The 20,326-nt window shown below is 71.0% G+C and carries 16 protein-coding genes and 1 pseudogene; 2 read left to right on the forward strand and 15 right to left on the reverse strand.

The features are described 5' to 3' along the window. Positions 1-54: 54 nt before the first annotated feature. From HH310_RS09910 to HH310_RS09940, 7 genes and pseudogenes are all read right to left on the reverse strand, one after another. Positions 55-714, reverse strand: coding sequence for a hypothetical protein (locus tag HH310_RS09910; protein ID WP_248293857.1), 660 nt, complete (start codon positions 712-714; stop codon positions 55-57). A gap of 12 nt (positions 715-726) precedes the next feature. Next, positions 727-1,932, reverse strand: a complete 1,206-nt coding sequence (locus tag HH310_RS09915) for an ABC transporter permease (RefSeq protein ID WP_169175164.1) — start codon at positions 1,930-1,932, stop codon at positions 727-729. Next, a complete protein-coding gene (locus HH310_RS09920; RefSeq protein ID WP_169175165.1) occupies positions 1,929-2,645 on the reverse strand; it encodes an ABC transporter ATP-binding protein in 717 nt (238 codons plus the stop codon). The genes HH310_RS09915 and HH310_RS09920 overlap by 4 nt, the downstream gene beginning before the upstream one ends. Continuing rightward, complete coding sequence (locus HH310_RS09925; RefSeq protein ID WP_169175166.1) at positions 2,642-3,922, reverse strand: efflux RND transporter periplasmic adaptor subunit; 1,281 nt, start codon at positions 3,920-3,922, stop codon at positions 2,642-2,644. Before HH310_RS09925 ends, HH310_RS09920 begins: the two co-directional genes overlap by 4 nt. Positions 3,923-3,943: 21 nt before the next feature. Next, positions 3,944-5,481 (reverse strand): annotated as a pseudogene (locus HH310_RS09930) (sensor histidine kinase); the annotation flags it as partial. Positions 5,482-5,494: 13 nt separating this feature from the next. After that, entirely contained in the window at positions 5,495-6,244 is a 750-nt protein-coding gene (locus tag HH310_RS09935) for a response regulator transcription factor (RefSeq protein ID WP_312033957.1), read from the reverse strand. A gap of 63 nt (positions 6,245-6,307) precedes the next feature. Beyond that, on the reverse strand, positions 6,308-7,552 hold the full coding sequence (locus HH310_RS09940) for an efflux RND transporter periplasmic adaptor subunit (protein ID WP_169175167.1): 1,245 nt from the start codon (positions 7,550-7,552) through the stop codon (positions 6,308-6,310). A gap of 164 nt (positions 7,553-7,716) precedes the next feature. Here HH310_RS09940 and HH310_RS09945 point away from each other — a divergent pair, with 164 nt between their 5' ends. Then, positions 7,717-8,310: a hypothetical protein gene (locus HH310_RS09945; protein ID WP_169175168.1), complete on the forward strand. Its 594-nt coding sequence runs from the start codon at positions 7,717-7,719 to the stop codon at positions 8,308-8,310. 1,375 nt (positions 8,311-9,685) lie between these two features. Here the strand turns inward: HH310_RS09945 and HH310_RS09950 are convergent. The 3 genes from HH310_RS09950 to HH310_RS43675 all read right to left on the reverse strand — a co-directional run bounded on the left by HH310_RS09950 (position 9,686) and on the right by HH310_RS43675 (position 12,215). After that, positions 9,686-10,129: a GNAT family N-acetyltransferase gene (locus HH310_RS09950; RefSeq protein ID WP_169175169.1), complete on the reverse strand. Its 444-nt coding sequence runs from the start codon at positions 10,127-10,129 to the stop codon at positions 9,686-9,688. A 140-nt stretch (positions 10,130-10,269) separates the two neighbouring features. Then, on the reverse strand, positions 10,270-10,734 hold the full coding sequence (locus HH310_RS09955; RefSeq protein ID WP_248293859.1) for a hypothetical protein: 465 nt from the start codon (positions 10,732-10,734) through the stop codon (positions 10,270-10,272). Between the two features lie 101 nt (positions 10,735-10,835). Beyond that, positions 10,836-12,215, reverse strand: a complete 1,380-nt coding sequence (locus HH310_RS43675) for a LacI family DNA-binding transcriptional regulator (RefSeq protein WP_312033940.1) — start codon at positions 12,213-12,215, stop codon at positions 10,836-10,838. Positions 12,216-12,300: 85 nt separating this feature from the next. On the opposite strand from HH310_RS43675, the gene HH310_RS09970 reads away from it, so the two are divergent. Continuing rightward, entirely contained in the window at positions 12,301-14,682 is a 2,382-nt protein-coding gene (locus tag HH310_RS09970) for a beta-glucosidase (protein ID WP_169175170.1), read from the forward strand. Here HH310_RS09970 and HH310_RS09975 read toward each other — a convergent pair. The 5 genes from HH310_RS09975 to HH310_RS09995 all read right to left on the reverse strand — a co-directional run bounded on the left by HH310_RS09975 (position 14,679) and on the right by HH310_RS09995 (position 20,300). Continuing rightward, the gene (locus HH310_RS09975) at positions 14,679-15,890 is read right to left on the reverse strand and encodes a SpoIIE family protein phosphatase (RefSeq protein WP_312033941.1); all 1,212 of its coding nucleotides are present in this window, start codon (positions 15,888-15,890) and stop codon (positions 14,679-14,681) included. The two genes, HH310_RS09970 and HH310_RS09975, sit on opposite strands and share 4 nt — an antisense overlap. A gap of 119 nt (positions 15,891-16,009) precedes the next feature. Next, positions 16,010-17,791, reverse strand: a complete 1,782-nt coding sequence (locus HH310_RS09980; protein ID WP_169175171.1) for a LamG-like jellyroll fold domain-containing protein — start codon at positions 17,789-17,791, stop codon at positions 16,010-16,012. Positions 17,792-17,841: 50 nt separating this feature from the next. After that, entirely contained in the window at positions 17,842-18,405 is a 564-nt protein-coding gene (locus HH310_RS09985; RefSeq protein WP_169175172.1) for a histidine phosphatase family protein, read from the reverse strand. 210 nt (positions 18,406-18,615) lie between these two features. Next, entirely contained in the window at positions 18,616-19,215 is a 600-nt protein-coding gene (locus HH310_RS09990) for an FMN reductase (RefSeq protein ID WP_169175173.1), read from the reverse strand. Beyond that, positions 19,212-20,300 (reverse strand): LLM class flavin-dependent oxidoreductase, encoded by a 1,089-nt coding sequence (locus tag HH310_RS09995; RefSeq protein WP_169175174.1) that lies wholly within the window; start codon positions 20,298-20,300, stop codon positions 19,212-19,214. The genes HH310_RS09990 and HH310_RS09995 overlap by 4 nt, the downstream gene beginning before the upstream one ends. Positions 20,301-20,326 lie beyond the last annotated feature (26 nt).

Consider the following 20,326-nt stretch of genomic DNA (forward strand, 5'->3'; position numbering starts at 1 on the left):
CGCGGTCAGCCTAGGAATCGCAGAGGCACTCATCAATGGGTTCGCATCTGACAACTATTTTCGCTGGGTGGTCACCGAGGTCGCCGTGACGGTTCCGTCGGCGCCGGCCGCGCCCTGCACGGTCACCGGCTGGCCGGCCTTGACGGCGGAGAGCTTGCTCGCGGTGGCGGTGGAGACGGTGGTCTTGCCGTCGGTCTTGACGGTCACCACGTTGCCGTCCGTGGTCTGCACGTAGATCGTGCTGCCGTCGACCAGCTTGACCGTTCCGGTGGTGGCGCCGCCCGCCGCGGCACCGGTGGCGCCCGGACCGGCGCCGCCGCGCTGGAAGCCGCCCTGAGCACCGCCGCCCTGAGCACCGCCGCCCTGAGCACCGCCGCCCTGAGCACCGCCGCCCTGAGCACGGCCGCCTTGCGCGCCGCCTTGAGCGCCGCCGCCGGCCCGACCCTGGCCGCCGCCGAAGCCGCCGCCCGCGAATGCGCCGTTGGCGAAGCCCGCGCGTCCGGACTGCTGCGGACCCCAGCTCTTCTGCGCCTGCAGGCCGCCCGCGAAGCCGCCGACCAGCAGCACCGCCCCGGCCAGACCCACCGTGCCCTTGTTCCACCAGCGGCGTGGCGCGGCCTTGGCGAGCTCGCGCGCCAGCCCGTCACCGGGACCGTCCCCGGGGGCCGGATCCGGGGTCACCGGCAGCACAGCGGTTTCGTCGTTCATCGTCATCGTGGGAGTCCCTTACTCGTAACGCAGCGCGTCGATGGGGCGCAGCCGGGCGGCCCGGCTGGCCGGCAGGCCGCCGAAGAACAGCCCGATGGCGATCGAGACGCCCAGGGCGAGCGCGATCGAACTGGGCACGATCACCGGTTTGACCCCGACGATCGAGAACCGGCTGCCGATCAGCGCGGCGGCCACCCCGAGGGCGCCGCCGATCACGCTGAGCAGCGTGGCCTCGATCAGGAACTGGGTCAGGATCACCCGGCGGGGTGCGCCGAGCGCCTTGCGGATGCCGATCTCGCGAGTCCGCTCGGTCACCGTGACCAGCATGATGTTGGTGATGCCGATGCCGCCGACCAGCAGGCTGATCGCGGCGACCGCACCGAGCAGCGTGGTGAACGTGTCGGCGGTCTGCGTCTGCGTCTGGAGCAGCTGCGACGCGTTCTGAATCCGGTACGGGGCGTTCGCCGAGCTGGTGGTCGGCGCCAGGCCCATCTTCTCGTTCAGCACGGTCGCCACCTCGGACTGGACCGCATCCACTTTGTCCGGGTTCTTCGCCTCGACCAGGATCGAGTTCAGCGCGCCGTACCCGGTGAGCACCTGCCGCACGGCGGTCAGCGGGGCGATCGCGGTGTCGTTGGAATCCTGGAAGCCGGTCGAGCTCTTCTCCTGCAGCACGCCGACCACGGTGAACAGGGCGCCGCCGACGGTGATCTGCTTGTTCAGCGGGCTCAGACCCGGGAACAGCTCCTGGGCCACGGTCTGGCCGATCACCACCACCCGGCGGCCCTGCGCCTCGTCGTCGGCGGTGAAGGCGGCGCCGGAGCCGACCGGGGTGTTGGACGCGGCGAACCAGCCCGGCGTGGTGCCCACGAACGCGTTCACGTCGTGGTCGGTTCCGCCGTAGGTGAGCGTCGTCGAGGTGCTGACCACCGGCGACACCGACTTCACATCCGGAGCAAGGGTTGTGTCGGTGAGGCCGGTGGCCATGTCCTCGGTGAGCGCCGTGTTCGTCGAACCGCCACGGCCGGCGCTCATCACCGTGATCGTGTTGGTGCCCAGTGCCTCGATGCGGTCGCTGATCGCCTTGGCCGAGCCGTTGCCGACCGCGACCAGCAGGATCACCGCCGCGACACCGATCAGGATGCCCAGCATGGTCAGCGACGAGCGCAGCTTGTTCGCCGACAGCCCCCGCAGAGCAAATCGCACAACTTCGTAAAAACTCACCGGGAGTGCCTTCCGGCCAGGATCGGGGACTGCCGGAGGTCCTGGATGACCCGGCCGTCGACCAGGCGGATCAGGCGCTTGGCCCGGTCCCCCACCTCGGTTTCGTGGGTGATCAGGACGATCGTCCGGCCGGACGCGTTGAGCTGGTCGAACACGTTCAGCACATCCTCGGTGGAGCGGCTGTCGAGGTTTCCGGTCGGTTCGTCGGCGAGCAGCAGCGCCGGCTCGGTGACCAACGCCCGCGCCACCGCGACCCGCTGCTGCTGGCCGCCGGAGAGCTGGTTGGGTTCGTGGCGGGCGCGATCCGCGAGCCCCACCACGTCGAGAGCGGCGAGGGCACGGCGGCGACGTTCCTTGGGCTTCACTCCCGCGTACGCCAGTGGGAGTTCCACATTCGCCACCGCGGACGTACGGGGAATGAGGTTGAACGCCTGGAAGATGAACCCGATGAGCCGGTTCCGGGCCAGCGCCAGCTGACGGTCCGCGAGGCGGCTCACGTCGACGCCGTCCAGCAGGTACGTCCCGTCGCTGGGCACGTCGAGCGCGCCGAGGATGTTCATCAGCGTCGACTTGCCGGAGCCGGACGAGCCCATGATCGCCACGTAGTCGCCGCGCTGGACGGTCAGCGACACGCCACGCAGGGCGTGCACCGTCGCCTCCCCCGTCCCGTACACCTTGGTCAGATCGCGCACCTCGAGGACCGGGCGGTTCATCGGCCGCCCCCGCCGGCGCCGCGGAAGCCGCCCGCACCGGCACCGCGGGCGCCTCCGCCGGCGAAACCGCCACCGCCCGGGAAGCCGCCACCGCCGGGGAAGCCGCCGGTCGCGCCATTGCCCGTGCTGGTCGCGGCCGCCACCACCTGGACCTGCTGGCCCGCCTGCAGCCCGGAGGTGATCTGGGTGGTCGAGTCGCCCTGCAGGCCGATCTGCACCGGGGTTCGCACGGCCTGACCGTTGGTCATCACCGTGACGAAATGCTGAGGGCCGACCGTGGTCACCGCGGCCGAGTTCACGAACAGGGCGTTCGCGACGCTTCCGGTGGTGACCACGACGTTGACGGTCTGGCCCACCTTCGCCCCGGACGGCACCTTGTCCATGCTCACCGTCACCCCGTACGTCACGACGTTGTTCGAGGTCGTGGCCGACGGGTCGATCGCGGTGACCTTGCCGGTCGCGGTGGTGCCGCTGAGCGCGTTCCAGGTGATCTCGGCGGTCTGCTTGTCCTTGATCTTGGTGGCGTCGGCCTCGGCGAAGGCCGCGGTGACCTGGAGCTTGGAGAGATCCGCGAGGTCGATGAAACCGTCGCTGGTGCTGGAGGTCGAACTCGCGCTGGAGCTCGATGAGCCGGAGCCTGAGCCGCCGCCTTGGCGGTTTTGCCCGCTTTGCCCCGAGCTGCTGCCGGAGCCTGAGCCTGAGCCCGAGGACGAGCTCGAACCCGAGCCCGAGCCGGACGAGCTGCTGCCCAGCGTCCCGTTGACGGCGGTCACCGTGCCCGACATCGGCGCCGTCAGCGTCGTGCCGTCGACGCCCGCCTGCGCCTCGTCCACCGAAAGCTCGGCCTGCTCGACGTCGTTCTCCGCGGTGGAGGTGTCGGCGTTCGCGTCCTGCGCCCGGGTCAAGGAGTCGCGCGCGGCGTCGAGGTCGGCGTTGGCGGCGTTCAGGGTCCGCTCCGCCGCCGCCGGATCGACCTTGGCGAGCGTCTGGCCCTTGGTGACCTTCTGGCCGACCTTCACGTTGATCGCGGTGACCGTGCCGCCGGTGACGAAACTCGCGCTCGCCGTGCTGGTGCTCGCCACCGACCCCGCCGCGGTCACCGTCTTGATGACCTGGCCTTGCTCGACCGGGGTGACGCGGGAATCGGTGGCCGCGGCCTCGGCGGCGTGCGGTCCGGACAACGACCGATAGGCCCAGAAACCCCCGGCGGCGATGGCGATGACGAGGACGGCGTTGACGGCCACCGAGGGACTTCGCAGGGAGAGGCGCGCTGGCATGCGGACACTGTGGCCGGACCGGCTCGGAGGACCTTCGGGGCAAGCTCGGAGCCAGCTAGGAAGCTCTACTCGGCGTCACCGTCGGTGGGAAGCAACACCCGGAAAGTGGCTCCTCCCCCGCGCGGAGCGTCCAGTTCCACCCACCCTCCGTGACCGTGCACGATCGCCGCCACGATGGACAGGCCGAGACCGGAACCGCCGCCCTTGCCCCGGGTGCGGCTGGAGTCGGCGCGGTAGAGCCGTTCGAAGACGCGGGGCGCGTGCAACGCCGGCACGCCCGGGCCGTCGTCGGTCACCTCCAGCACAGCGAGCGCGCCGGGTTCGCCGTGCGCGGCCGGCGGACCGGAGACGACACTTGCCGACCGGGGCGCCCGCGCGGGCAGCCGGCCCACCCGGACGGTGACGGTGGCCTCGGCCGGGGTGTGCTGCAGCGCGTTCGAGACCAGGTTCGTCGCGACCTGGCGCAGCCCGTGCTCGTCGCCGAGGACGGTGGCCGGTTCGAACGTGTCGGTGTCGTCGCGTAGACCGGCGAGGCGTACCGGGCGGCCGGGCACCCGGGCGTGCGCGTCCCGGATGGTGTCGGCGGCGATCTCCAGCAGGTCGACCGGGCGCAGCGCGGGCGGGCGCTGCCGGTCCAGCCGGGCGAGCATCAGCAGATCCTCGACCAGCACGCCCATCCGGCCGGCCTCGGCCTCGATCCGGCTCATCGTCTCGTCCAGGGCCGGGCCGGGGGTGGCGCCACCGCGGCGGTACAGCTCGGCGAACCCGCGGATCGAGGTGAGCGGGGTGCGCAGCTCGTGCGAGGCGTCCGCGACGAACTGCCGCAGCCGCTGCTCGGAGGCGGTGCGGGCGTCGACCTCGGTCTCGATCCGGGTGAGCATCGAGTTGAGCGCCAGACCCAGCCGGCCCGGTTCGGTGTGCGGATCGGCGGCGGCCACCCGGCCGGACAGGTTACCGGCCGAGATGTCGGTGGCGAGGCTTTCCATCTCGGTGAGCGGGCGCAAGCCGAGGCGTACGACAAAAGCGGCGCCGCCCAGCAGAAGCGCGAGCACCAGGACCGAGACGCCGGCGTCGATCAGCATCAGCTGATCGGTGGTTTGCTCCACCTCGGAGAGTGACAGGCCGATCACGGCGGCACCACCGGTCTGCGCGTCCGGCACGGCGATCAGGCGCCAGGAGGCGCTACCGTCATGCGAACTGACCGTGTACGGCTTGCCGGCTTGCACACGAGCGACGACGTCGTTGAGGCGTGGCACGTCCGGCCTGGTCGCGTCGCGTTCCGAGCTGCGCGGGTCGAGTGAGCCGTCCGCGTTCAGCAAGTAGGCGACCTGGTCCGGACCGAGCCGGGGCAGGCGGAAGCGGAACGCCGTGTTCACGTCGGGGCGTGCGGTCGCGAACGGCCTGGTCATGCCCAGCAGCTGCTGGTCGATGCGGTCGCGCAGGTAGCTGCGGATGAGCACGAGCCCGGTGGTGTTCGCGATGATCAGAGCGATCGCGGCCAGGGCCCCGACGACGAGCACCAGGCGCGATCGCAGCGTCCAGTGGCGCCAGGCCTTCATCATTCGTCGTGCTTTACTCGTCGCCGCGCGGCATTCGCAGCGCGTAGCCGACACCTCGGACCGTGTGGATCAGCGGCGGGTCGGTCTTGTCGATCTTGCGGCGCAGGTAATAGACGTACGACTCGACGATGCGGCCGTCGCCACCGAAGTCGTAGCGCCAGACCCGGTCCAGGATCTGTGCCTTGCTGACCACTCGGCCCGCGTTGATCAACAGGTACTTCAGCAGGTTGAACTCGGTCGGGGACAGGTCGATCAGACGGCCCGACCGGCGGACCTCGTGGGCGTCCTCGTTCATCTCCAGGTCGGCGTAGCGCAGCACGCCGCTGTCCGCCGAGCCCTCCAGATCGGGCTGCGTGCGCCGCAGGATCGCCCGGATCCGCAACACCACCTCTTCCAGGCTGAACGGCTTGGTCACGTAGTCGTCGGCGCCGGCCGACAACCCGGAGATGCGGTCCTCCACCGTGTCGCGCGCGGTCAGGAACAGCACCGGCACCCGGCGGCCGGTGCTGCGCAGCCGTTTGGCCACGTCGAAACCGTCCAGATCGGGCAACATCACGTCGAGCACCACCAGATCGGGATCGAACTCCTCGATCACGGCGAGCGCGGAATGACCGGTCTCGGCCACCCGCACATCGAACTCGACGAGACGCAAAGTGGCGCTGAGCAGCGCGGAGATGTTCGGCTCGTCGTCGACGACGAGGATCCTGGCGGCCCGCGCCGGGGGCTCACTCAGGGCGACGGAGGAACGGGGTTCAGAAAGCACCACGAAGGAATATCAACGGAGCCTAGGAATTCCCTATGAGTTCCGCGTGAATCGCCTGGACCCTCACCAGCTCTGCGCGACGGTTTCGCCGGAGTTGAGACCATTCGTGATCTCGGTGTACTGGTCACCGCGCAGCCCGATGCCGACTTTCACCGGGGTGTCGTCCTTGAGGACGGTCCCGGTGTCCCCCGCCACGTCATGCACCGCCGTGCTCGGCACCCGCAGCACGCCGGCCTTGTCGCCGGTGGTCACCTTCACCGCCGCGCTCTGGCCGACGAGCAGGTCTTTCGGGGCGTCGACGAAGGCAAGCACGACACCGTAGCGAACCATCGTGCCGTCGCTGGTCCCGGTCGGGTCCACCTGCACCACGGTCGCCTTGAACTCGGTGCCCGGCTGGTCGGCGAGGCTGACCACGGCCTTCTGGGCGACCGCGAGGTGATCCGCGTCGGCCTCCGGGAACTGCGCGCTGATCTGCATGTCATACGTGTCGGCCAGGGTGATGAAGGTCGCCCCGGCACCGACCTGGCTGCCGACGTTGCCGCCGACGCTGAGGATCTTGCCGGCGATCGGGGCCTTGATGGTGGCGCCGTCCAGGGCATCCTCGGCGTTCTGCAGGGTGGTGTTGGCCTGCGTGAGGCGCTGCTGGGCACTCAGGATCGAGTCCTGCCCACCTTGCGGGTTCTGCCCGCCTTGCGCGTTCTGCCGGCTGCCGGTGGTGTCGCACGTCTCCTGGCCGCCGGCCTTCGTCTGCGTGGGCCGGCTCGTGGTGCTCGGACGCGCCTTCGTGGCCGACGGGCTCGGGCTTGCGGTCGGCGACCCACTCGGCCTGCTCGCGCTCGGCGACGGCGTTTTGCTGCTGCTCACGTACGCCGCGGGAACGTTGCGTCCGCAGTTCGACGGCGCGGTGGTGGGCGGCTTCGAGGCGTCGGACTGCGCCTTGTCGAGCGCCGTCTCGGCGTCGTCGAGGGCGCTCCGCGCGTTGTCGACCGCCTCGGCCGCGTCGGCGTCGTCCACCTTCGCGAGTACCTGATCCTCCTTGACGGTCGTGCCCGCCCGCACCGACACGCTCTCGACCGTGCCCGCCACCGCGAACGACAGGCTGCGCGTCTGCGCCGGCTGGACCGTTCCGGTGGTCGCCACCTGTGTGGACACGTCGCCACGGTCAACCATTGCGGTAGCTTGCGCGGCCGGCTTGGCCTCGGCACCCGCGCCGGTGGCGCGTATCACCCCGAAAACGATCAGCACGAGCACGACCACGGCCGCGGCAAGCCAAATCCAGCGCCGGCGACCGGCCAGTGCTTCACCCATGGCCCGGAAGTGTTGCGGCTGGTCCTCGCCGGAGCCTCGGTCCTGCCTGGGAGTTGCCTAGGAGCGGCCGCTCCCCCGCTCCGAGGTGATTCCGAGGTGAGACCGATGTGGCGGCGAGGTTCGCCCGCTTGGGTGATGCGACACCGTCGAGGAAGAGGGGCATCGTGCCGAGACTCAGTTGGAAGGCGGCGGGTCTGGTCGTGGCGACCGCCGCGGTCTTGCTCGTCGCCGCGTGTGGCGGCAGCAGCGGTTCGGACTCCGCGTCCCCGAGCGGCGGAAACGGCGGTGGCGGCAACAACGCCTTCGCCGCCTACGTGGACTGTCTGAACAAGAACGGCGTCACGATCAGCCTCCCATCCGGTGGTCCCGGCCAGCGCGGCGGCCGGCCGTCCGGCGGCCCGCGGAACCGTCCGTCCGGCGGCGCGCGCCCGTCCGGGATGCCGCGCCCCCGCCCGTCCGGCAGCTTCGGCGGCGGCCGTGGCTTCGCCGGTGGCTTCTTCCAGAAGCCGGCCGACGTCGACGACGCGACATGGCAGAAGGCCCAGGACGCGTGCGCGTCGGTGCGGCCGAGCTTCGGCCCCGGCGGTAACCGGCCGGGTGGCGGTGGCGCGCAGAACGCGGCCTTCCAGAACTGCATGAAGGACCACGGCGTCACCGACCTGCAGAACCTCTCGACCGCGGACCCGACGGTGAAGAAGGCCCTGGACGTCTGCATGGTGCTGCGGCAGGCCCGGCCGAGCGCCACACCGGCCGCTTAGTTCTCGTACCGGTGCCGCCTCGGCCCCCGCGAAGGCGGCACCGGTACGTTCCGCCGGCAGCGCCACCCCGCGAAGGCGCACCGGGCGGGTCCGCACCTCGACGCCGTCGACCACGCGGCACCGGCACGTTCAGCCAGCAGCGCCGCCCCGGAACGCCAGACCGCGCCGACCGCGAAGCCGGCCCACTATCTGGGACCGGCGCCCGCATCCTGGGACCAGCGACCACATCGTGAATCCACGCCCAAAATGCGGAACCCGAGTCTACTGTAGACGTCGATTAGCCCAGCCATACGGCTTTTGTCCGCCGCGCATTCCCGGCCAAGAGTGAACCTTGGAGAGTTGTGGTCGATATGTGGGTGTCGATATGTGGGCGCAACTCTCCAAGGTCTCCAGGAAGCCCACGATGCGGAACTGTTCAGCTGGTTCTCGCGCCGCTCACCCTCCGATGCGTTGGCCTTCCGTGGCGGACCTGTGAGGGCCGCCGCTGTGGGGAGCTGGGACGTTCCGGCCGTGACAGGTCCGCACACCTGCTGTGGGTCGCCGCGGTGTGGGGAACCGCAGCCTCCCCGCCGTCGCGACTCCCCACACGGGGGTGGGACTGGCCGCGGCGTGGGGAACCGCACACTCCCCGCCGTCGCGACTCCCCACACGGGGGTGGGACTGGCCGCGGCGTGGGGAGCCACAGCCTCCCCGCCGTCGCGACTCCCCACACGGGGGTGGGACTGGCCGCGGCGTGGGGAACCGCACACTCCCCGCCGTCGCGACTCCCCACACGGGGGTGGGACTGGCCGCGGCGTGGGGAACCGCACACTCCCCGCCGTCGCGACTCCCCACACGGGGGTGAGGGTAGCCGCGGTGTGGGCAACCACAGCCCCCCAGGCGTCGCGACTTCCCACACCCGAGTGGGGCGCCCACTGTGGGGAGCTCGGACCTGCCCGGGCCTGGCGGCGCCGCCTCGCAGGGGGACTCCCGGCCGGCGGAACCAGCTGAACAGTTACACGATGCGGTCCGCGATGCCCACATGGCGGGATTGATCGAGATCAACGTCAGCCCGCCCCGCCGGACGAACCCGGGCGTCTCGTAGACAACTTCGGGCGGGCCGCTCGGAACTGAATGGGCAGAGCTCACTCCTCGCCGGCGACTCGGATAGTCAGACGCACCCGACCTTGGGAATCGCTCGCAAACGCACTCGAAACTCACGACTCGAGCGAAGAAACGCCCCGAGCCCACGACTCGGGCGCCAACGGCATCCCAAGCTCACGACTCGAGCGGATCACACGCACCCAAGCTCCACCACTCGCGCGGCCGAACGCACCCGCGCTCGGTTACCAGCGACTCCACGGACGACGCAAGCTCGACGAGATATCGACCGAAGCTAAACACCGAGGCTCTTGACGAAGCGGGCCGAGGACGCGCATATGTCCTCATAGCCAAGCTGCTGGTAGAACTCGTGGGTTCTCGTTCGGTGGCGGCTGCTCGTGACCTCCATCTTTACGCAGCCGGCGGTGCGGGCCTGCTCTTCCGTGGCCTCGACCAGTGACTGGCCTACGCCCCGGCCGCGGTAGCGCTCGTCGACGACCAGCACGAGCAGGCGCCCGAGCTTGCCGGTCAACTCGAGCATCGGGAGGACGCCCAGCGCCGCGACGCCGACGAGATCGCCATCGTCGTCGGCGCCGATGAGCCAGGTCGACGGGTCGTCCAACCAGTAGTCGAGTCGTTCGTGCACGGCCGCCTCGGTGGTCGGATATCCGAGTTGGCCCAGCAGACCGGTGAGCCCGGGAACATCCTGCCGCCGAACCGGTCGAAGCTTCACTGACATGCCGGGATCCTGCCATCCCCCGCAACGTTTCGTCCGGCGGGTGCGGTGGCCGGATCCGAGCTTGGCGTAGTCGACGAGCCTCGGGTGGCGGGCCGCTGACTCGTAGCCACCCGCCGGCGACCGCGTTTGCTGCCAGCCGTCTACCGAGGGCGCTGCCTGTCCAGGCGGGCCCAGTGGCCCGCCCGCTGCCGGCGGCGGCCGGCTATCAGGTGGCCGGCCAGGATCGCGGGCTGGCCGCCTCGGACGCAGACGTCGGCGCCGGCGGTCAGGACCCCGGCGACCAAGTCGCCCGGCGCCTGCTCGTCGACCACCGCGACGACCAGCGTGCGCGTGGGCAACACGGACCGCGCGGCGGCGACCTGGTCGACCGTCGCGCCGGACAGCAGGACCAGCTCGTCGGCGCGGAGGTCGGCCAAATCGGGCGCCTGCCGCATCGTCCAGCCGGCGGGCAAATGCTGTTGCAGGGCGGCCACCCGGTTCAGGTGACCGAACACGGCCACGACCGCGGACGGGCCGCCGGACAGGGTCTCCTGGTTTATCGGCAGGTCGGTCGCGGTGGCGGTGAAGACGTGGTCGGCGGTCTTGCTGTTCAGCTTCACGAGCATGGGGTGCATCCCCCTTCGGGAACTCTTGTACACCCCTCACACTCGTCCCGTGGCCTGAATCACGGGTGTGTCCTAGCTGTGGGTTTCATGTAAGACCATCACTACGCGGATTCGCGGACGATCACCCGCACGAGGTCGGCGACCGGCAGCGCGGGGGCGGGCTGACCACTCACGGCGGCGACCACGCTCGCGGCCAGGTGCGCGGCGAGCGCGATCTGGTCGGTGGTCACCGTGGTCAGCGCGGGCGTGGCCAGGCGCGCGGCCGGGATGTCGTCCACCCCGATCACCGCAAGAACGCCGCCCACAAGACCGGCCTGGGTTGATTCCTGGCAAGCGCCGGCCGAAGCCGGATTCGCCACGCCGGCGACGCGGATGCCGGCCAGGACCGCCAAGGCGACCTCGTCGTTGTAGGCGCAGATGGCCGTGACGCCCTGGGCGCGCCAGCGGCGTACGGCGTCGGCGGCCTGGGCGGCGTCCAGCGCGACGGTCTCGATCGCCGGAGCGGCCAGGCCCTCGGCGTGACAGACCGCCCGCACGCCCGCCAGCCGCGGCTCCGCGAAGATCCGCAGCCGGGCGTCGTCGGGCGCGGCATAGCCGATTCGGGTGTGACCGGCGGCGGCGAGATGCTCGGCCTGGCGGCGGCCGATCAGCTGCTGCGGCATGTCAAGCGATCGCCCCGCGCGTACGCGGAAAGCACTCCCCCTGCTCAGGTCCGGGACGCCCGCCCGCGCCAGCACGTCCAGGCCCACCCGTCCGGACCCGGCCACATCCTGATACGCCGAGGTCACGGCAACACCCGATACACCGGCAGCGGCACCCTCGCGGCCTGGAACCCCGGCAGTGGTCGAGGCGGCACCGGCGGCGGCACGCTCGCGGCCTAGAACCCCGGCAGCGGTCGAGGCGGCACCGGCGGCGGCACCCTCGCGGCCCAGAACCCCGGCAGCGGTCGAGGCGCCGCCGGCGGCGGACAGAGCGGCGCCCGGCATGGCGACGGCATTCTGGGGGACGCCGACAACACCAGCCGCACGGACACCACTCGGTGCCCCGCCGAACAGCGCCACCACCGGCGCCACCCCGGCAGCCCGCATCGCGGTCATCTCGGCGTCCGAGAAGTCGTCGAAGGCGATCACCGCCGCCGGTGTGATCGCCTTCCAGATCTCGCTGATCGGGCGGTCCTCCCGGTTACCGGGGTGCACCACGAACGTCAGACCCTCCCGGGCCAGCGCCGTCGACAGGCTGCCGAGGAGCGCGCCCACCTCGCTGCCGATCGGCCAGTCCGGCAGCAGGCACAACACCACGTCGGAACGCCCGGTGCGCAACGTGCGCGCCGCGGCCGACGGGGCGTAGCCGAGCTCGGCGGCCGCGTCCAGCACCCGGCCGCGGGTGAGCGCCGAGATGGACTGGCGGGGAGTGTCGTTCAGCACATAGCTGACGGTCGCCCGGGAGACTCCGGCCAGGCGTGCGACGTCGGCAGAGGTCACCCGCCGGCCACCGGTCACCGCCATCACCCCCGCACGACGTCACTCGCGAGTGACATCCTAACTTACACGTGTAACCATGAAGGGCATGACGTCCGAGCACGCCGATCTCATCAAGTCCCTCGATCTGCCGGCCAAGGTGAGGCTGCTCACCGGCGCGTCGGCGTTCAGCCTGCACGCGGAGCCATCGATCGCTCTGGCCGCGATGAACTTCTCCGACGGCCCTACGGGCGTACGCGGGCTGAAGTTCGTCGGCGGCGCCGTCACCACCCTCTTCCCGAACGCCACGCTGCTCGCCTCGGCGTGGGACGAGCGCACGGCGTACGAGGTCGGCCGGATGCTGGCCGAGGAGGCGATGGCGCAGCGCATCCACGTCGTCCTGGGCCCGACCATCAACCTGCATCGCTCGGTGCTGGGCGGCCGGCTCTTCGAGGCGTACTCGGAGGATCCGCTGCTGACCGGCAAGCTCGCCGCGGCGTACACGCGGGGTCTGCAGGATCTGGCCGTCGCCGCCTGCCTGAAGCACCTGGTGGCCAACGAGTCGGAGACCGAGCGCAACACGATGAGCAGCGTCGTCGACGAGGCCACGCTGCGCGAGCTGTACCTGCTGCCGTTCGAGATCGCCGTCGAGGAGGGCCGGGCCTGGTCGATCATGGCGGCCTACAACGACGTCAACGGTGTGCCCGCGACCGAGCACGAGCACGTGATCAATGAGGTCGTCAAGGGCGAATGGGCGTACGACGGCCTGGTCATGTCGGACTGGTTCGCGGCGAAGACCGCGGCCGACGCCGCCAACGCCGGTCTGGATCTGGTCATGCCGGGCCCGGACGGTCCGTGGGGCGACGCTCTGGTTGCGGCGGTACGCGACGGCGCCGTCGACGAGTCGGTGATCGACGACCACCTGGACCGTCTGCTGCGGCTCGCCGATCGGGTGGGCGCGCTCGGCACCCCGCGCGATTATCCCCAGGACCTTCCCACCCCTTCCTCCCACGTACGCCGTGAGCAACTCACCCGCCTCGCCGCCGGTGGCATCACCGTGCTGAAGAACGACGGTGACGTCCTCCCGCTGGACCGTTCGAAGACGCTCGCGCTGATCGGCCGGCACGCCGTGGAGACGATCGACATGGGCGGCGGCTCCGCGCAGGTGAACCCGCCGTACCAGGTCAGTGTCGCCGAGGGCCTGGCCGAACTGCTCGGCGACAAGGTGACCGTGGTCGACGGCGTCGAGGTGCGCACCCGCCCGGTCCCGGCGCGCGGCGGTTTCCTGTCCGCGCCGTCGTCGGGCGACGCGGGTATCGAGGTCACCCTGTTCGACGCGGCCGGCAACGAGCTGGAGCGACGGCACGCGGCGCAGTCCAAGACGATGATCGGGATGGACGACGACTTCGAGGGCACGGTCGCCACTGCGCGGCTGTGCGGCCGGGTGGCGTACACCGGGCCGGTCGACCTCGGTGTGTTCGGCGTCGGCGACTGGCGGGTCACGCTGGGCGACAGCATGCACGAGTTCTCGCTCCGGGTCGCGGGCGGCAACTTCGGCGAGGAGGTGCTCACCCCGCCGTACCGCACCGACACGTACATGGCGATCGAGGGCGACATCTTCGAGGCCACCGTGGCCCTGGAACCGGGGCCCGGCCTGTTCGGACTGATCGGCCGGGTCGCCTCCCGGGAGACCGTGGACGTCATCGACGACGCGGTCCGCGCGGCCGCCGAGGCCGACGTCGCGGTGGTCGTGGTGGGGCTCACCGAGGAGCAGGAGACCGAGTCGGTCGACAAGTCCACGATCCACCTGCCGGGCGCGCAGAACGCGCTGGTCGAGGCCGTCGCCGGGGCCGCCCGCCGCACGGTCGTGGTGGTGAACGCCGCGACCCCGGTGGTGATGCCGTGGCTGTCCCGGGTGGACGCGGTGCTCTGGGCCGGGCTGCCCGGTCAGGAGGGCGGGCACGCCGTGGCCGCGGCCCTGCTCGGCGACATCGAGCCGGCCGGCCGGCTGGTGTCCACCTTCCCCAGCGCGGACGAGAAGGCACCGGCCTGGTCGGTCACCCCGGTCGACGGCGAGCTGCGCTACGACGAGGGCACGTTCATCGGCTACCGCGGGCACTTCGCCGGGCGGGCGCCGGAGCCGGCCTTCTGGTTCGGGCACGGGCTCGGCTACGGCCGGTGGGAGTACTCCGACGTGCGGCTGGTGCTGGGCGACGCCCCGTCGATCACCGCGACCGTCACCAACAAGAGCAAACGGACCAGCCGCGAGGTGGTCCAGGTCTACCTGCGCCCGGTCGAGCGGGACGAGCCGGTGCGGCTGGTGGGCTGGACGGCCGTCACGGTGCCGCCCGGGCAGTCGGCGCGGGTGACCGTCCGAACCGACCGGCGGTTGTGGCGCAAGTGGACGGACGGCGGCTGGACGCGGATCGCTCAGGGCGGCGAGTTCCTGGTGGCCCGCGGGCTGGGCGACATCCGCGCCCGCGTCTCTTAAGCGAGCCGGCGGACGGCCAGCACGGCCACGTCGTCGGTCGGCTGTTCGGTGGCGACGCCCGCCATGATGAGGTTGCACAACGCCTCGGCGGGCGCCGGCGTCACCATCGATGTCAGCCGTTCCATGCCTTCGTCGATGACGCGGTCGCGCCGCTCGACCAGGCCGTCGGTGTAGCAGACCAGCACCGCCCCGGGCGGCAGCTCGATCGTCGTGGTCCGGCGCGGCGCGGTGTGCCGGCCCACCCCCAGCGGCGGGTCGATCGGCAGGTCCACCAGCGCGGCCGGGCGGCCGGGCACGGCCAGCACCGGTTGCAGATGGCCGGCCGACGACAGCATCACTGTCGCGTGGTCCGGCGAGATCATCGCGTAGATCGCCGTGGTCAGGTTCCCGAACTCGAAGTGGTGGACCTTGCGGTCGAGCAGCGCGAGCGCCTCCGCCGGATCATCGGTGACCAGCGTGTACGCCCGGAGGGCGCTGCGGACCCGGCCCATCACCACGGCGGACGCCAGGCCGTGCCCGGAGACGTCCCCGATCACCACCCCTAGCCAGCCGGAGGGCAGCGGGATCACGTCGTACCAGTCGCCGCCGATGCCGAAGTCGTGGCCCGGGACGTAGCGGGCGGCCAGCTCGACGCCGGGCACCGCGGGCAGCCGGGTGGGCAGCAGGCTGCGCTGCAGGGCCAGGGCGGTGGCCTGTTCCAGCTTCTGGGTGCGGATCCGGCCGGCCACCCCGGCCCGGTCGGCGGCGAGCTGCAGCAGCTGGACGTCGTCGGGGGTGAAGTCGCGCGGCGACAGCGTGCCGATGTGCAGCACCCCGACCACGTCCCCGGCCGCGAAGATCGGCACGCCCAGCAGCGACCGGATGCCCTTTTCCAGCAGGATCGGGTTGACCACGACGTCCGGGGTGACCTCGGGGATCACGATCGGGCCGCGGGTAGCGGCCACCCGCCCGGCGAAGCCCTCGCCGACCGAGACCCGGAAGCCCTGGCGCACCTCGTCCTCGAGGCCCTTGGCGGCGGTGGCGACGAGCTGGCGCGAGTGCGCGTCCAGCAACAGGATCGCGGCGGTGTCGGCGTCCAGCAGGTCGCGGACCCGGTCGAGCAGCTCGTCGAGCATGTCGGAGGCGTCGAGCCGGGACAGCGTGGCGTCGGTGACCGACTCGAGGCGGCGCAACCGCTCACCGTCCCCGCTGATCTGCTCCTCGGCCACGGGTGCAGCCTATGTGGTGGGGGCCGGTCGTGGAGCCAGGGTGGTCACCTACTCTGTGTCGGACCGCCCGGCGCGGATCGGAACTGGATGATCGGGTGACGGCGGGTACGCCGACCGGACTACCGGAACCGTCCCGCGGGCAGGAACGCGGACGGCGGCAGCGCCCGCGCGGTGATCCGCACGTCCCCGATCCAGCCGTAGAACCCCTGGCCGTACGCGAAGTCGAACGAGGTGGCGCCGAGCACGAACGGGCGCCCGGTGGTGGCGATCCCGCGCGACGGCTGCCGGGGGTTGCGGGCGATCCGGGAGCCGTTCACCCACACCACGGAGTGCTTGCCGTCGCCGACCACGGCCAGGTGCTGCCACTCGCCGGTCGGGATGGCGTGGCTCCACGCGGTGGTGTTGGTGTCGCCGTCCGCCGGGTAGAGCACGAACTGCAGGAACCGGTCCGGCGCGAGGTTCATGCTGCAGGTCGGTTCGAGCGTGGTCCAGCCGCTGTGCTTGCCCGCGTCGCCGCTGCGGCTCTCCCAGCTGAACACGCCCATCCAGGCGTGCTCGCCGACGAACGGCTCGGGCAGCTTCACGAACGCCTCGATCGTGTACCCGTCGCGGAACGTCATGCTGTTCAGCGCCGCGTTCGCGCCGGTGGCCAGCATGCCGCCGCGGCCCGGGGCGAGCCCGCCGTCGAAGCGCAGGCTGGCGTGCGCCGGGGCACCCACGTGATGGTCGGTGGTCAGCGCCAGCACCGCCGGCGAGCTGCCGGGTAACCGGCGGACGAAGAGATCGTTGCCGTGGCCGGTCTGATCGCGCACCCCGGCGCCGTCGGCGACCGACTGGCCGGGGGTGTCGAACCGCCAGTAGGCGACCGTGTCCCGGTCGATCAGCGCGCTCGCCGGCCGGGGCGGCGGCAGCGGGGCCGCCGGGAAGCGCCGCTCGAAGTCCACCGCGATGCTGAACCGGTCGACGTCGGTGCTGAGCTCGACGTTCTCCGCCTCCATCGGGGTCGGGTCGGGCCGCGAGCGCAGCCAGGGTGAATACGTCTCGACGTCGATCGCGTCGCGCATCAGGTCGAAGCGGTAGAGCCGGATCATCGCCGCGCCGCCGTAGTAGCGGTCCTGGTAGTTGGTGCTGTGCACGTGCACGTCGTGCCCGGCCGCGTTGGTCAGCACCACCCGGCCGGGCGGCCAGTCGTGCCCGTTCAGGGTCAGGAAGACCTGGTCGTGGTCGCGGATGAGCTGCTGCCACAGCCGCTGCCCGTTACGGGACAGGAAGGCGCGCCCGTCGTCGTCGGAAAACGCCAGGTCGTGGGTGGTGACGACGGTCGGCACGTCGCGGTGCTGGGCGAGCACGCCGCGAGCCCAGGCCAGGCCGCCGTCGGAGGTACGCCAGTCGAGGGCGAGCACCAGCCATGGGCGCCCGGCCGCGGTGAACCGGTGGGCGCTGTTGTAGCCGTCGGCGCTGGCCCCGACGAAGCTCGCCGCGCTCCGGAACCGATCAGGACCGAAGATTCCCAGGTACGGCGTGGGGCCGCGCCCGTCGTCGGTGGTGTAGTCCACGTCGTGGTTGCCGGTGAGCACGCTGTACGGCAGTTTCCCGTCGACCGCCCGAAAGGCATCCCCGACCAGGGTCATCTCGTCGGCGGTGCCGTGCTCGGTGAGGTCGCCGAGCTGGGCGAGGAAGACGATGTTCTCCGGGCCGCGGCGCTCCAGCAGATGCGCGAACGTGGCCCGCAGCGGCGCCGGGTCGGCGTTGCCGGCGTCGAAGAGATACTGCACGTCGGGCAGCACCGCCAGGGTGAACCGCTGGCTCGCCGGGTCGGCCGCGGCGTCCTGGCCGGGCGACCCGATGAGCGGCACCGCGGGCGCGGCGAGCGCCGCCCGGAGCAGATTCCGTCGTTCCACGATCGGCAATACTGCCGCAGATGCCGCCGCGGTTCAGTCCTAGATCAGCTCTATGCGTTCCAGGCGTCTATCGCGCCGCGCCCGTGTTCGAAGCCGAGCGTCGACAGCGTCGCCGTGCCCAGCTTGAGGCGGCCGGCGAAGCCCGCGGGCTGGCCCACCCAGCGTGCGCCGACCACGCGCAGCGAATGCCCGTGCCCGACCAGCGCCACGTCGCCCTCGTACAGCAGGGAACGGGCCCGGGTCAGCACCCTGTCGATCCGTTCGCCGACCTCGTCGGGCATCTCGCCGCCGGGCGCGCCGTCGCTGAACAGCCACCAGGCCGGGTCGGTCTCGTGGATCGTGGCGGTGGTGATGCCCTCGTATTCGCCGTAGTTCCACTCGGCGAGGTCTTCGGTGGTCTCGGTCACGGTGAGCCCGGCCAGTTCGGCGGTGCGTAGCGCCCGCTTGCGCGGGCTGGCGATGACCGCCGCGAACTGCCGGCCGGCCAGTCGCTTGCCGGCTTCGAGTGCCTGCTGCTCGCCCTCGACCGTCAGATCCAGATCGGTGTACGACGTGTGCCTGCCCGTCGCACTCCATTCCGTCTGCCCGTGCCGAATGAGCACGATCTCGCCCATGGTCGTCGACCTCCTCGTCGCCTCTTTTTGTACCCCGAAAAACGTCGAATCAGGCCCTGCTCATGCCTTTCTCACAGGTGCCGTCAACCACAGGTCAAGATCACAAAGAGGAGGCGCAGGGGTGCGGCAACGCCCGGCGGCGCCCAACGGCCTGGAGGGGACGCTCAGATCGCTCTCCAGAGCCGGGGACGCCGCCGACGCTCGTACCGGTTAATGCAAAAGGTCCTCAAAGCTCGCGGTGAGGGCGAAAGGGTCCGGCACCGAGACCGGCTCGCGGCGGTCGATCTCGCGGACCAGCTCCTCGGCGCCACGCTTGACGCGGGTGCTGAGCGTGGCGTCGGCGCCGAAGTCGTCTGTCGCGGCGAAGACCGCCGTGGGGACGACCACCGCACGCAGGTAGGTGAACAGCGGCCGCAGGGCGTGATCGGTGGTCAGCGAGTGCCGGGCGGTGCCCGCGGTGGCGCCGATCAGCACCGGCTTGTCGGCCAGCGCGTCCTTGTCGACCACGTCGAAGAACGACTTGAACAGGCCGCTGTAACTCGCCGTGAAGATCGGGCTCACCGCGATCAGGCCGTCCGCCGCCTCGACGGCGTCCAGAGCGTCCTTGAGCGCGCCCGGCGGGAAGCCGGTGAGCATGTGGTTCACGATGTCGTGCGCGAGATCACGCAGCTCGATCACCTGCACGTCGAGTTCGATGCCGTGCTCGGCCGCCGCCTGGACCGTCGCCGTGTAGAGCTGGTCCGCGAGCAGACGGGTCGACGACGGCTGGCTCAGGCCGGCGGAGACGACGACCAGTTTGCGCTGTTTCATGCCTTCTGGGTCTCCTTCTTCGCGGCCAGCAGCGAGGCGTGGGTGGGTGCGTCCGGGACGTGCGCCGGCTTGAGCGACTCGAACTCCTTGCGCAGCACCGGCACGACCTCCTCGCCGAGGATGTCGAGCTGCTCCAGGACCGTCTTCAGCGGCAGGCCCGCGTGGTCGATCAGGAACAGCTGGCGCTGGTAGTCGCCGACGTAGTCGCGGAAGCCCAGCGTACGGTCGATGACCTGCTGCGGGCTGCCGACGGTCAGCGGGGTCTCGCGGGTGAAGTCCTCCAGCGTCGGGCCGTGGCCGTAGACCGGGGCGTTGTCGAAGTACGGCCGGAACTCCTTGACGGCGTCCTGGCTGTTCTTGCGCATGAAGATCTGCCCACCGAGGCCCACGTACGCCTGGTCCGCGTCACCGTGGCCGTAGTGCGCGAACCGCTCCCGGTACAGCCCGACCATGCGCTGGGTGTGCGACGCCGGCCAGAAGATGTGGTTCGCGAAGAAGCCGTCACCGTAGTAGGCGGCCTGCTCGGCGATCTCGGGGCTGCGGATCGAGCCGTGCCAGACGAACGGCGGGACGTCGTCGAGCGGGCGCGGCGTCGAGGTGAACGACTGCAGCGGGGTGCGGAACTTGCCCTCCCAGTCGACGACGTCCTCGCGCCACAGCTGGTGCAGCAGCGCGTAGTGCTCGATCGCCAGCGGGATGCCGGCGCGGATGTCCTGGCCGAACCAGGGGTAGACCGGGCCGGTGTTGCCGCGGCCCAGCATCAGGTCGACGCGGCCGTCCGCGACGTGCTGCAGCATCGCGAAGTCCTCGGCGATCTTCACCGGGTCGTTCGTGGTGATCAGAGTGGTTGCGGTGCTCAGCAAGATCTTCTTCGTCTGCGCGGCGATGAAGGCGAGCGTGGTGGTCGGCGAGGACGAGAAGAACGGCGGGTTGTGGTGCTCACCCAGCGCGAACACGTCCAGGCCGACCTCGTCCGCCTTCTTGGCGATCGCGATGATGTTCTTGATGCGTTCTGCCTCGGTGGGCGTGGTCCCGTTCGTCGGGTCCGTGGTGATGTCACTGACGCTGAAGATTCCGAACTGCATGACCCGCTCCTGAGACTCTCGGCCTG

The sequence above is a fragment of the Actinoplanes sp. TBRC 11911 genome (genome assembly GCF_012933445.1).
In the GTDB taxonomy this organism is placed as follows: domain Bacteria; phylum Actinomycetota; class Actinomycetes; order Mycobacteriales; family Micromonosporaceae; genus Actinoplanes.